This is a genomic window from Escherichia sp. WS3227_2 (genome assembly GCF_046486495.1).
Taxonomy (GTDB): Bacteria; Pseudomonadota; Gammaproteobacteria; order Enterobacterales; family Enterobacteriaceae; genus Escherichia; species Escherichia coli.
Genome location: NZ_JBJQLG010000002.1, coordinates 240938 through 254018, shown reverse-complemented (window position 1 = coordinate 254018; position 13081 = coordinate 240938). Strand labels below are relative to the sequence as shown.

14 protein-coding genes are annotated in these 13081 nt (G+C 50.6%); 7 read left to right on the top strand and 7 right to left on the bottom strand.

What is annotated here, in order from left to right; genetic code table 11:
- Positions 1 to 4: 4 nt before the first annotated feature.
- The 4 genes from cra to ilvI form a co-directional block, all read right to left on the bottom strand.
- A complete protein-coding gene (cra, locus tag ACJHXB_RS04640) occupies positions 5 to 1009 on the bottom strand; it encodes a catabolite repressor/activator (protein WP_000762401.1) in 1005 nt (334 codons plus the stop codon).
- A gap of 81 nt (positions 1010 to 1090) precedes the next feature.
- The gene (locus ACJHXB_RS04635) at positions 1091 to 1177 is read right to left on the bottom strand and encodes a fruR/shl operon leader peptide (RefSeq protein WP_001303787.1); all 87 of its coding nucleotides are present in this window, start codon (positions 1175 to 1177) and stop codon (positions 1091 to 1093) included.
- Positions 1178 to 1188: 11 nt separating this feature from the next.
- Positions 1189 to 1680, bottom strand: coding sequence for an acetolactate synthase small subunit (gene ilvN / locus ACJHXB_RS04630; protein WP_001252744.1), 492 nt, complete (start codon positions 1678 to 1680; stop codon positions 1189 to 1191).
- A gap of 2 nt (positions 1681 to 1682) precedes the next feature.
- The gene (gene ilvI / locus ACJHXB_RS04625; RefSeq protein ID WP_000425672.1) at positions 1683 to 3407 is read right to left on the bottom strand and encodes an acetolactate synthase 3 large subunit; all 1725 of its coding nucleotides are present in this window, start codon (positions 3405 to 3407) and stop codon (positions 1683 to 1685) included.
- Between the two features lie 118 nt (positions 3408 to 3525).
- On the opposite strand from ilvI, the gene ACJHXB_RS04620 reads away from it, so the two are divergent.
- Positions 3526 to 3570, top strand: coding sequence for a hypothetical protein (locus ACJHXB_RS04620; protein ID WP_128566915.1), 45 nt, complete (start codon positions 3526 to 3528; stop codon positions 3568 to 3570).
- 154 nt (positions 3571 to 3724) lie between these two features.
- On the opposite strand, the gene leuO is transcribed toward ACJHXB_RS04620, so the two are convergent.
- On the bottom strand, positions 3725 to 4669 hold the full coding sequence (gene leuO / locus ACJHXB_RS04615; RefSeq protein WP_001115472.1) for a transcriptional regulator LeuO: 945 nt from the start codon (positions 4667 to 4669) through the stop codon (positions 3725 to 3727).
- A gap of 659 nt (positions 4670 to 5328) precedes the next feature.
- On the opposite strand from leuO, the gene leuL reads away from it, so the two are divergent.
- The 5 genes from leuL to leuD all read left to right on the top strand — a co-directional run bounded on the left by leuL (position 5329) and on the right by leuD (position 10189).
- Positions 5329 to 5415 (top strand): leu operon leader peptide, encoded by an 87-nt coding sequence (leuL, locus tag ACJHXB_RS04610; protein ID WP_032141177.1) that lies wholly within the window; start codon positions 5329 to 5331, stop codon positions 5413 to 5415.
- A 92-nt stretch (positions 5416 to 5507) separates the two neighbouring features.
- Positions 5508 to 7079: a 2-isopropylmalate synthase gene (leuA, locus tag ACJHXB_RS04605; RefSeq protein WP_000082847.1), complete on the top strand. Its 1572-nt coding sequence runs from the start codon at positions 5508 to 5510 to the stop codon at positions 7077 to 7079.
- The gene (gene leuB, locus ACJHXB_RS04600) at positions 7079 to 8170 is read left to right on the top strand and encodes a 3-isopropylmalate dehydrogenase (protein ID WP_000042361.1); all 1092 of its coding nucleotides are present in this window, start codon (positions 7079 to 7081) and stop codon (positions 8168 to 8170) included. Before leuA ends, leuB begins: the two co-directional genes overlap by 1 nt.
- 2 nt (positions 8171 to 8172) lie before the next feature.
- Complete coding sequence (leuC, locus tag ACJHXB_RS04595) at positions 8173 to 9573, top strand: 3-isopropylmalate dehydratase large subunit (protein ID WP_001140667.1); 1401 nt, start codon at positions 8173 to 8175, stop codon at positions 9571 to 9573.
- 10 nt (positions 9574 to 9583) lie between these two features.
- Entirely contained in the window at positions 9584 to 10189 is a 606-nt protein-coding gene (gene leuD / locus ACJHXB_RS04590) for a 3-isopropylmalate dehydratase small subunit (RefSeq protein ID WP_000818231.1), read from the top strand.
- A gap of 107 nt (positions 10190 to 10296) precedes the next feature.
- Here leuD and sgrT read toward each other — a convergent pair whose 3' ends face one another.
- On the bottom strand, positions 10297 to 10428 hold the full coding sequence (gene sgrT / locus ACJHXB_RS04585; RefSeq protein ID WP_001248768.1) for a glucose uptake inhibitor SgrT: 132 nt from the start codon (positions 10426 to 10428) through the stop codon (positions 10297 to 10299).
- Between the two features lie 88 nt (positions 10429 to 10516).
- Here sgrT and sgrR point away from each other — a divergent pair, with 88 nt between their 5' ends.
- Positions 10517 to 12175: a DNA-binding transcriptional regulator SgrR gene (gene sgrR / locus ACJHXB_RS04580; protein WP_001138617.1), complete on the top strand. Its 1659-nt coding sequence runs from the start codon at positions 10517 to 10519 to the stop codon at positions 12173 to 12175.
- A 229-nt stretch (positions 12176 to 12404) separates the two neighbouring features.
- On the opposite strand, the gene espY2 is transcribed toward sgrR, so the two are convergent.
- Complete coding sequence (gene espY2, locus ACJHXB_RS04575) at positions 12405 to 12974, bottom strand: T3SS effector EspY2 (protein WP_000868331.1); 570 nt, start codon at positions 12972 to 12974, stop codon at positions 12405 to 12407.
- Positions 12975 to 13081 lie beyond the last annotated feature (107 nt).

Below are 13081 nucleotides of genomic sequence, written 5' to 3'. Positions count from 1 at the left end.
CGGCTTAGCTACGGCTGAGCACGCCGCGGCGATAGAGATTACGTTTAATGCGCGTTAAACCAGGTTTTGGCTTACGCGGTTCGTCCAGGCTTGCCAGGACAATCTCCAGCACACGCTCTGCGACATCGCGGTGACGTTGAGCCACTGCCAGCACCGGGCACTGTAAGAAGTCGAGCAGTTCGTTATCGCCAAAGGTGGCAATTGCCAGGTCAGAAGGCAGTTTGCCGTCACGACGTAGCGTGACATCCATCACCCCTTGCAACAACGCAAACGACGTTGTGAACAGTGCCTGCGGCATCGGATGCGTTTCCAGCCATTTTTCGAATAACTGGGCAGCCGCCTCCCGCTCATAGCTGTTGGCATAAAGGAAATGCACTTCGCGAGGATCATCTTTCCAGGCAGTACGGAAACCTTGTTCACGCAGGAAGCTGACAGAAAGCTCCGGCAGCGCGCCAAGATAAAGTACCGTCTCGGCGGGAAACTTACGTAACTCTTCCGCCAGCATTTCGGCATCATCCTGATCGGCACCAACCACGCTGGTGAAGTGTTCACGATCGAGGGCGCGGTCCAGCGCGACAATCGGGAACGGGTCGTTAGCCCAGCGTTGATAAAAAGGATGCTCAGGTGGCAACGACGTCGAAACAATAATGGCATCAACCTGACGCTGTAAAAGGTGCTCAATGCAGCGCATTTCGTTGTCGGGCTGATCTTCCGAGCAGGCAATCAGCAGTTGATAACCCCTTTGCCGCGCCTGGCGTTCAAGATAGTTAGCGATGCGGGTATAGCTGGTGTTCTCCAGATCGGGGATCACAAGACCAATAGAACGTGTGCGTCCAGCACGAAGCCCAGCTGCCACGGCGTTCGGGTGGTAATTGTGCTCACGCACCACAGCCATGACTTTTTCAACGGTTTTGTCGCTCACACGGTATTGCTTCGCTTTGCCGTTAATAACATAGCTTGCAGTGGTCCGCGACACTCCCGCCAGCCGAGCGATTTCATCCAGTTTCACAATTGCCCCTTGCGTAAAATGTAAAAACCATAGCCATTGTACTGGTATGGGTTAAATTCATTAACATCTAAGCGCAGAAAATTAACTGCGGCAACTGCTTTTATTCCAGGTTCCCACTGATTTCGCAAAAAAAGCCCAACGTGACATGTTGGGCTGCAAATTGCGCATTGAGATCATTCTCAACGCATTATTTTATCGCCGCGCGAAAGTCCGACTACACCAGAGCGAGCAACTTCCACAATTTTCGCCACATCGCGAATCGATGCTAAAAATGCATCAAGCTTATCGCTGGTGCCTGCTAATTGAACGGTATAAAGCGAGGGTGTGACATCAATAATTTGCCCACGGAATATTTCCGTATTACGTTTCACTTCGTCACGCCCGTAGCCGCTGGCCTGAATTTTCACCAGCATGATTTCCCGCTCAACATGCGCGCCCTGCCCCAACTCACTCACGCGCAAGACATCGACCAGCTTGTGTAATTGCTTTTCGATCTGCTCAAGTACTTTTTCATCGCCCACGGTCTGGATGGTCATACGCGATAATGTCGGATCGTCGGTTGGCGCAACGGTCAGGCTTTCAATGTTGTAGCCACGCTGGGAAAAAAGGCCAATCACGCGGGATAACGCGCCTGATTCATTTTCGAGTAAGACTGATAATATCCGGCGCATAATCAGGTTCTCTCCGTTTTGCTTAACCACATTTCATCCATTCCGCCCCCGCGAATCTGCATCGGGTAGACGTGCTCACTGCCATCGACGGTAACATCAACAAACACCAGGCGATTATTGCGCACCTGTTCCAGCGCCTCGCTAAGTTTGCTTTCCAGTTCTTGCGGATGAGAGATCTGGATCCCGACGTGACCATAGGCTTCCGCCAGACGAACGAAATCGGGTAGTGACTGCATATAAGATTGTGAATGACGGCCGGAATAGATCATGTCTTGCCACTGTTTTACCATCCCCAGATAGCGGTTATTGAGATTCACCACCAGTACGGGCAACTCGTATTGCAACGCGGTAGACAGTTCCTGAATGTTCATCTGAATACTGCCGTCGCCAGTGACGCAAACCACGGTTTCTTCTGGCAACGCCATTTTGACGCCCAGTGCCGCAGGTAAACCAAAACCCATCGTGCCGAGGCCGCCAGAGTTGATCCAGCGACGCGGTTTGTCGAATGGATAATAAAGCGCAGCAAACATCTGGTGCTGCCCGACATCGGACGTCACGTAAGCGTCCCCCTTCGTCAACCGCCAAAGAGTCTCGATCACCGCCTGCGGTTTAATCTTTTCACTGTAAGAGTCATATTTCAGGCACTGACGAGCCCGCCACTGTTCAATCTGCTGCCACCAGTCGCGGATCTCATCCAGCGGTTGATGGACGGATTCTTGCGACAGGAGTTCAAGCATTTGTTCGAGGACCTGGCGAGCATCCCCCACAATCGGGATATCAGCAGTCACGGTTTTAGAAATGGAAGTAGGATCAATATCGATATGCAGAACCGTGGCATTTGGGCAGTACTTCGCCAGATTGTTCGTCGTTCGGTCATCAAAACGTACCCCGACGGCAAAAATCACATCCGCGTTATGCATCGTCATATTAGCTTCGTAGGTGCCGTGCATTCCCAGCATGCCCAGTGCCTGACGATGCGTTGCCGGAAACGCCCCCAGCCCCATTAATGAGGAAACAACGGGCAGATTCAACGCCTCCACCGTTTCTTTTAGCTGCTGATGACAGCCCGCCGTGATTGCCCCACCGCCTACATAGACAACCGGTTTTTTTGCCGCCACCAGCGTTTGCAGAGCACGCTTAATTTGCCCTTTATGTCCGGTAGTAGTGGGATTGTAAGATCGCATACTGACCGACTCCGGCCAGACATAGGGTAATTTGTTCGCCGGATTAAGAATATCTTTGGGTAAATCAACGACCACGGGCCCAGGGCGACCACTTGCCGCCAGCCAGAAAGCCTTTTTCAGCACCTGCGGAATGTCTTCCGTTTGCTTAACCAGAAAACTGTGTTTAACCACCGGGCGAGAAATCCCCACCATGTCGCACTCCTGAAAGGCATCGTAGCCTATCAACGAGGTCGCTACCTGCCCGGAAAGGACAACTAATGGAATGGAATCCATATAAGCGGTGGCGATGCCGGTAATCGCATTGGTCGCCCCTGGACCCGACGTTACCAGCACGACGCCGACTTCCCCGGTCGCGCGCGCCAAGCCATCGGCCATATGCACCGCCGCCTGCTCATGACGAACTAATACATGATCAATACCACCCACGGTATGCAATGCATCATAAATATCAAGGACTGCGCCTCCGGGATAACCGAATACTTGTTTAACGCCCTGATCGATAAGCGATCGGACGACCATCTCGGCTCCAGACAACATCTCCATGGCCTGCCTCACTGTTTGACGGAAAAAATGTGTAAAACACATTAACCGTCCGATCTTGCTTAAGCAATTGGCAGCCAGAGACATAAACGCAGGGTAATAAGAATAAACAGGAGGAAAGGTGAAAAGAAACGATAAAATCCTCCATTACGAAGGATTAAATTGATAATAAATCGGCTGAATCCCACAACTTACAGCAATTTCTCTATTTTTTTAATTAATCCTAAAATAGAGAGTCCACACATTCAGGATAAAATTCTACATTTAATAAAAAATGCAGAATAAACCAGACATTGATGTCTGACCTATTCTGCATTCAGTTAGCGTTTGCAAATTGAGACTAATTGCTCTTCCATCCACTGATGGCCTTTATCGCGCCCGGCAGCTTCATGCCAGGAGAGATAACAGGTTCTGCTGTTTTGTTTTAACGGCAGCGGTAATACCTGTAACTCTAAGGATTCAGCGAACTCTTCAGCCAGCCAACGCGGCGCAATAGCGACCAGATGCGTTTGCGACACCACGCTAAGTACGCTCATCATTGCCATGCCCTGATACGCGATACTGGCTTGCTTATCTACCGTGTCATACCACGGTTGACTAAATGACGCGAAACGATCGAGCGAAACCGCCGCATGTTGTTCGTTATAAACATCATGTTTCAGTAACGGGCCTTTAATTGTTGGATGATTTTTGCTGGCTACCAGCACCATTTCATCTTTAAATAATGGCACGCTGGTAAATTCAGGACGATGGAAGTCTTCATAACTAATCACAAACTCCGTTTCCTGATAACGCAGCTGATGTTCAGTGTTCTGATTTAATGAAGACTTGAACATAACATGTATATTTGGCGCAATCTGCTCAATGTGATTATAAATCTGCGAGGTCAGAATGCTGTCTAACGGGCTGCAAACACAAAGATGAAATACACGTTCACTGCTCGCGGGTTCAAAACCTGAACCAGGCAATTCATTTTGTACTAGTTGCAATGCCTGACGAACTGAACCAAAAAGTTGAAATGCGCGAGCAGTCGGTTGAATACCACGGCCATAACGAACAAAAAGCTCGTCATTAAACATCACCTTCAGGCGTGCAACAGCGTTACTGACCGCAGGTTGCGACATTCCCAGAACATGAGCGGCACGGGTAATGTTTTGCTCCTGCATCACGGCATCGAAAACGGTTAATAAGTTGAGATCGACCATGCGTAGCTGTGGCTTGCTTAACTCCGCCGTCTCTGGATGATCTGTTTGTACCTCTGGCATACTTAACTCCACTGTCACACTTAACTCCCTTTCCCTTATTGGAATGCAGAGAAATAATCCTCGAGAATATGATTTATCATGCATATAAAATAAGAAAAAGGAAAATGAGTAAAATTAGGAAAACATAAAGATACGGGTTCTGATAAAAACAGAATCCACTGCCGAGCAAAGAGTCATTTACCACAGCATAATAATCCATAATGTTTTTGTTGCGAAAACAATCTAATCATAACTACCACGAATACTCAATCATCCACAAAATGGATTAAATGTGCTTTTTTAATAATTAATTTATATGTTTAATGCATTAATTCTTAACATTAATTGATCAATAATATTCACCAAATGAATATCAAAAAATTCGCAAAACATATAATTCAATACAAATCATCAGGATAGGTTTTGTAACGCGTGCATTTTATCCCCCCTTTCCCTCGTCGATTAGATGCAAAAATTTATTCTGAAATATGTCAACCGATGAAAAGCAGCGGTGGTTAAGCAGAAATTAATATCGCTTGTTTTAACCACCGCAGCACAATTAGCTAATTTGACGGATGCAGAACTCATGCTGGCGGGACGTTTTTATTGCGTCAGGGTTGACATCCGTTTTTGTATCCAGTAACTCTAAAAGCATATCGCATTCATCTGGAGCTGATTTAATGACTCACATCGTTCGCTTTATCGGTCTACTACTACTAAACGCATCTTCTTTGCGCGGTAGACTGGTGAGCGGCATTCAGAATTAAGTCAGCACTCAGTCAAACAAAAAACCCGCGCCATTGCGCGGGTTTTTTTATGCCCGAAGCGAGGCGCTCAAAAAGAGACAAGGACCCAAACCATGAGCCAGCAAGTCATTATTTTCGATACCACATTGCGCGACGGTGAACAGGCGTTACAGGCAAGCTTGAGTGTGAAAGAAAAACTGCAAATTGCGCTGGCCCTTGAGCGTATGGGTGTTGACGTGATGGAAGTCGGGTTCCCCGTCTCTTCGCCGGGTGATTTTGAATCGGTGCAAACCATCGCTCGCCAGGTCAAAAACAGCCGCGTATGTGCGTTAGCTCGCTGCGTGGAGAAAGATATTGACGTGGCAGCTGAATCTCTGAAAGTCGCCGAAGCCTTCCGGATTCATACCTTTATTGCCACTTCGCCAATGCACATTGCCACCAAGCTGCGTAGCACGCTGGACGAGGTGATCGAACGCGCTATCTATATGGTGAAACGCGCCCGTAACTACACCGATGATGTTGAATTTTCTTGCGAAGATGCCGGACGCACCCCAATTGCCGATCTGGCGCGAGTGGTCGAAGCGGCGATTAATGCCGGTGCCACCACCATCAACATTCCGGACACCGTGGGCTACACCATGCCATTTGAGTTCGCAGGAATCATCAGCGGCCTGTATGAACGCGTGCCTAACATCGACAAAGCCATTATTTCCGTACATACCCACGACGATTTGGGCCTGGCGGTCGGCAACTCACTGGCGGCGGTACATGCCGGTGCACGCCAGGTGGAAGGTGCAATGAACGGGATCGGCGAACGCGCCGGTAACTGTTCGCTGGAAGAAGTCATCATGGCGATCAAAGTTCGTAAGGATATTCTCAACGTCCACACCGCCATTAATCACCAGGAGATATGGCGCACCAGCCAGTTAGTTAGCCAGATTTGTAATATGCCGATCCCGGCGAACAAAGCCATTGTTGGCAGCGGCGCATTCGCACACTCCTCCGGTATCCACCAGGATGGCGTGCTGAAAAACCGCGAAAACTACGAAATCATGACACCAGAATCTATTGGTCTGAACCAAATCCAGCTGAATCTGACCTCTCGTTCGGGGCGTGCGGCGGTGAAACATCGCATGGATGAGATGGGGTATAAAGAAAGTGAATATAATTTAGACAATTTGTACGATGCTTTCCTGAAGCTGGCGGACAAAAAAGGTCAGGTGTTTGATTACGATCTGGAGGCGCTGGCCTTCATCGGTAAGCAGCAAGAAGAGCCAGAGCATTTCCGTCTGGATTACTTCAGCGTGCAGTCAGGTTCTAACGATATTGCCACTGCCGCCGTCAAACTGGCCTGCGGCGAAGAAGTCAAAGCAGAAGCCGCCAACGGTAACGGCCCGGTCGATGCCGTCTATCAGGCGATAAACCGCATCACTGACTATAACGTCGAACTGGTGAAATACAGCCTGACCGCCAAAGGTCACGGTAAAGATGCGCTGGGTCAGGTGGATATTGTCGCCAACTACAACGGTCGCCGCTTCCACGGCGTCGGCCTGGCCACCGATATTGTCGAGTCCTCCGCCAAAGCCATGGTGCACGTACTTAACAATATCTGGCGTGCCACAGAAGTCGAAAAAGAGTTGCAACGCAAAGCTCAACACAACGAAAACAACAAGGAAACCGTGTGATGTCGAAGAATTACCATATTGCCGTATTGCCGGGGGACGGTATTGGTCCGGAAGTGATGACCCAGGCGCTGAAAGTGCTGGATGCTGTGCGCAACCGCTTTGCGATGCGTATCACCACCAGCCATTACGATGTAGGCGGCGCAGCCATTGATAACCACGGGCAGCCGCTGCCGCCTGCGACGGTTGAAGGTTGTGAGCAAGCCGATGCCGTTCTGTTTGGCTCGGTAGGCGGCCCGAAGTGGGAACATTTGCCGCCAGACCAGCAACCAGAACGCGGCGCACTGTTGCCTTTGCGTAAGCACTTCAAATTATTCAGCAATCTGCGTCCGGCAAAACTGTATCAGGGGCTGGAAGCATTCTGTCCGCTGCGTGCTGACATTGCCGCTAACGGCTTCGACATCCTGTGCGTGCGCGAACTGACCGGCGGCATCTATTTCGGTCAGCCAAAAGGCCGCGAAGGTAGCGGACAATATGAAAAAGCGTTTGATACCGAGGTGTATCACCGTTTTGAGATTGAACGTATCGCCCGCATCGCGTTTGAATCTGCTCGTAAACGTCGCCATAAAGTGACGTCTATCGACAAAGCCAACGTGCTGCAATCCTCTATTTTATGGCGGGAGATCGTTAACGAGATCGCCACGGAATACCCGGATGTCGAACTGGCGCATATGTACATCGACAACGCCACCATGCAGCTGATTAAAGATCCATCACAGTTTGACGTTCTGCTGTGCTCCAACCTGTTTGGCGACATTCTGTCTGACGAGTGCGCAATGATCACTGGCTCAATGGGGATGTTGCCTTCCGCCAGCCTGAACGAACAAGGTTTTGGTCTGTATGAACCGGCAGGCGGCTCCGCACCAGATATCGCAGGCAAAAATATCGCCAACCCGATTGCACAAATCCTGTCGCTGGCACTGCTGCTGCGCTACAGCCTGGATGCCGATGATGCGGCTTCCACCATTGAACGCGCCATTAACCGCGCATTAGAAGAAGGCATTCGCACCAGGGATTTGGCCCGTGGCGCTGCCGCCGTTAGTACCGATGAAATGGGCGATATCATTGCCCGCTATGTGGCAGAAGGGGTGTAATCATGGCTAAAACGTTATACGAAAAATTGTTCGACGCTCACGTAGTGTACGAAGCCGAAAACGAAACCCCGCTGTTATATATCGACCGCCACCTGGTGCATGAAGTGACCTCACCGCAGGCGTTCGATGGTCTGCGCGCCCACGGTCGCCCGGTACGTCAGCCGGGGAAAACCTTCGCCACCATGGATCACAACGTCTCAACTCAGACTAAAGACATTAATGCCTGCGGTGAAATGGCGCGCATCCAGATGCAGGAGCTGATCAAAAACTGCAAAGAATTTGGCGTCGAGTTGTATGACCTGAATCACCCGTATCAGGGGATCGTCCACGTAATGGGGCCGGAACAGGGCGTCACATTGCCGGGGATGACCATCGTCTGCGGCGACTCGCATACCGCCACTCACGGCGCGTTTGGCGCACTGGCCTTTGGTATCGGCACTTCCGAAGTTGAACACGTACTGGCAACGCAAACCCTGAAACAGGGTCGTGCGAAGACCATGAAAATTGAAGTCCAGGGCAAAGCCGCGCCAGGCATTACCGCGAAAGATATCGTGCTGGCGATTATCGGTAAAACCGGCAGCGCAGGCGGCACCGGGCATGTGGTGGAGTTTTGCGGCGAAGCAATCCGTGATTTAAGCATGGAAGGTCGTATGACCCTGTGCAATATGGCAATCGAAATGGGCGCGAAAGCCGGTCTGGTTGCACCGGACGAAACTACCTTTAACTATGTCAAAGGCCGTCTGCATGCGCCGAAAGGCAATGATTTCGACGACGCCGTTGCCTACTGGAAAACCCTGCAAACCGACGAAGGCGCAACTTTCGATACCGTTGTCACTTTGCAGGCAGAAGAGATTTCGCCGCAGGTCACCTGGGGCACCAACCCAGGCCAGGTGATTTCCGTGAACGACAACATTCCCGATCCGGCTTCGTTTGCCGATCCGGTTGAACGCGCGTCGGCAGAAAAAGCGCTGGCCTATATGGGGTTGAAACCGGGTATTCCGCTGACCGAAGTGGCTATCGACAAAGTGTTTATCGGTTCCTGCACTAACTCGCGTATTGAAGATTTACGCGCGGCGGCTGAAATCGCCAAAGGGCGGAAAGTCGCGCCAGGCGTGCAGGCACTGGTGGTTCCCGGCTCTGGCCCGGTAAAAGCGCAGGCAGAAGCGGAAGGTCTGGACAAAATCTTTATTGAAGCTGGTTTTGAATGGCGTTTACCCGGCTGCTCAATGTGTCTGGCGATGAACAACGATCGCCTGAATCCGGGTGAGCGTTGTGCCTCCACCAGCAACCGTAACTTTGAAGGCCGCCAGGGGCGTGGAGGGCGCACGCATCTGGTCAGCCCGGCAATGGCTGCCGCTGCTGCTGTGACCGGACATTTCGCCGACATTCGCAACATTAAATAAGGAGCACACCATGGCAGAGAAATTTATCAAACACACAGGCCTGGTGGTTCCGCTGGATGCCGCCAATGTCGATACCGATGCAATCATCCCGAAACAGTTTTTGCAGAAAGTGACCCGTACAGGTTTTGGCGCGCATCTGTTTAACGACTGGCGTTTTCTGGATGAAAAAGGCCAACAGCCAAACCCGGACTTCGTGCTGAACTTCCCGCAGTATCAGGGCGCTTCCATTTTGCTGGCGCGGGAAAACTTCGGCTGTGGCTCCTCGCGTGAGCACGCGCCTTGGGCATTGACTGACTACGGTTTTAAAGTAGTGATTGCGCCGAGTTTTGCTGACATCTTCTACGGCAATAGCTTTAACAACCAGCTGCTGCCGGTGAAATTAAGCGATGCAGAAGTGGACGAACTGTTTGCGCTGGTGAAAGCCAATCCGGGGATTCATTTTGATGTAGACCTGGAAGCGCAAGAGGTGAAAGCGGGAGAGAAAACCTATCGCTTTACCATTGATGCCTTCCGCCGCCACTGCATGATGAATGGTCTGGACAGCATTGGCCTGACCCTGCAGCACGACGACGCTATTGCGTCTTATGAAGAGAAGCAACCGGCATTTATGCGTTAGTTTGTAAACCGTTCGGCACTCAATCGCCAAAAAGAAAAAAGCCAGCAGATAATCACTGCTGGCGTGGCGATTAACACCAATACTCAGTCACACATGATGTCCGCAAATCAGTAGTCAGAATGACTCCCCTCCCACTGCATCAGTTCTTCAAGCATAGTTAATCGTTGTGGGACGCTTAACCAACGCAACCAGCACAACTTCGCTGTCGCGGTAAAATAGTGCTGATAAAACTGACGCATGGGGCACCTCCTTGCTTCATCGTTAGGAATTATTGACTTAATATAGGGAAAATAAAATTGCTGACTTTTGCGCAGGAGTTCCCCTTTTATGCCATCTGCTCGTCTGCAACAACAGTTCATCCGCCTGTGGCAATGCTGCGAGGGTAAATCGCAGGACACGACGCTCAACGAACTGGCAGCGTTATTGAGCTGCTCGCGTCGTCATATGCGCACCCTGCTCAACACCATGCAGGATCGCGGCTGGCTGACGTGGGAAGCGGAAGTCGGGCGCGGCAAACGCTCGCGTCTGACATTCCTCTATACCGGGCTGGCGCTTCAGCAACAGCGAGCAGAGGACCTGCTGGAGCAGGATCGTATCGATCAACTAGTGCAGTTGGTTGGCGACAAAGCGACTGTGCGGCAAATGCTGGTTTCTCATCTGGGCCGCAGCTTCCGCCAGGGGCGACACATCCTGCGCGTGCTCTACTATCGTCCATTGCGTAATCTGCTACCTGGCAGTGCATTGCGCCGTTCCGAAACCCATATCGCCCGGCAAATCTTCAGTTCGCTAACGCGCATAAATGAGGAAAATGGGGAACTGGAGGCAGACATCGCCCACCACTGGCAGCAAATTTCACCGCTTCACTGGCGTTTCTTTTTGCGTCCAGGAGTCCATTTTCATCATGGTCGTGAACTTGACATGGACGACGTGATCGCCTCTTTAAAACGAATCAATACGCTGCCGCTCTATTCGCATATTGCTGACATTGTGTCGCCGACGCCCTGGACGCTGGATATCCATCTCACGCAACCGGACCGCTGGTTACCGTTACTACTGGGGCAAGTTCCGGCGATGATCCTGCCGCGCGAATGGGAAACCCTCAGCAACTTTGCCAGCCATCCCATCGGAACGGGTCCGTATGCGGTGATCCGCAACAGCACCAATCAACTGAAAATTCAGGCATTCGATGACTTCTTCGGTTACCGGGCATTAATCGACGAAGTTAACGTCTGGGTTCTGCCGGAAATTGCCGACGAGCCAGCCGGAGGTCTGATGCTAAAAGGTCCACAGGGCGAGGAAAAAGAGATTGAAAGCCGCCTGGAGGAAGGTTGCTACTATTTACTTTTCGACAGCCGCACCCATCGCGGGGCGAATCAGCAAGTCAGGGACTGGGTAAGCTATGTGCTTTCTCCAACTAATCTGGTCTATTTCGCTGAGGAACAGTACCAGCAACTGTGGTTCCCGGCTTATGGACTGCTCCCCCGTTGGCACCATGCCCGCACCATAAAGAGCGAAAAACCGGCTGGCCTGGAAAGCCTCACCCTGACCTTTTATCAGGATCACAGTGAGCATCGGGTGATTGCCGGGATCATGCAGCAGATTCTGGCAAGTCACCAGGTCACGCTGGAAATCAAAGAGATCAGCTACGATCAGTGGCATGAAGGAGAGATCGAGAGCGATATCTGGCTTAACAGCGCCAACTTTACGCTGCCGCTGGATTTTTCGCTGTTCGCGCACTTGTGCGAGGTGCCGCTGCTCCAACACTGTATTCCGATCGACTGGCAAGCCGACGCCGCCCGCTGGCGCAATGGCGAAATGAACCTGGCGAACTGGTGCCAGCAACTGGTCGCCAGCAAAGCAATGGTGCCACTTATCCACCACTGGCTGATCATTCAGGGGCAACGCAGTATGCGCGGCCTGCGTATGAACACCCTCGGCTGGTTCGATTTTAAATCAGCGTGGTTTGCGCCGCCGGATCCAGAGTAGCTCACGCCTTTTGGCGGTCATGAGCGCGTTTTTTATATTCAGACGGAATGAATAAAATACATTACTTTTATATTTTCTCTGTTTTATGCATCGTCTGATTAGCGTCGCAAATAAGATTAAAGAAGGGGCATTCCAGCCCCTCTTTCATATTCTGAGTTAATCAATAACGGCGCAGTCTGGCCTTGTTCTGGCCGGAACGGTCAGCTTTTTCAGGTTAACCTCGCACAGGTCAGTCATACCATCTGCTATTGTTCATTTCAGCATTGCTCAGGTCAACCTCGAGACGGTCAATACCACTAATGACAACCCCGTTAAAGTAAGCATTACTCAGATCAATGCACCCGGTCCTGGTGTTCTCTTTCATCTGCAACTCCAGAGTAAATATCGCCTCATCGCCAATAAAAAAACTGACTCTTAACGTATCTCCTGACGAGAGTGAGGCCTTCGCGGCCATATTTTCCGGATCTATTGCATGTTCTTTGAGTTTATTAAAATTTATCAGCCAGTGGGTAAACTTATCACGCGCATCCCCATCGACAGCCCCGGTAAAGTATTTTGAGTAGTCATCACTATTATGGAAATAAAATGCATCCTTCAGAATTTGCCTTGCCGCAGTCTGGGAATGTTTATCTGACCGGAAGAGATTGCGTAACGTCTCCCATAGCTCTTCAAAGATATTCATATTCTCGGACTTTTTGACCAGGTTAACCATCCTCATAATCTGAGAATGAGTAAGGCCTGGATCTTTAGTGGTATTACTAGCAGAGATACTAATCTGTTCTGGGTTTCTTACTTTCATGCTGATAGCTCCACTCTGAGTTAAAAACTCAGAATAAGCGTCCTGAATAAGAATACTGTCAAAAATCGCTCATTCACGCAATAAGCCGTTGCATTACCGATTTTGAC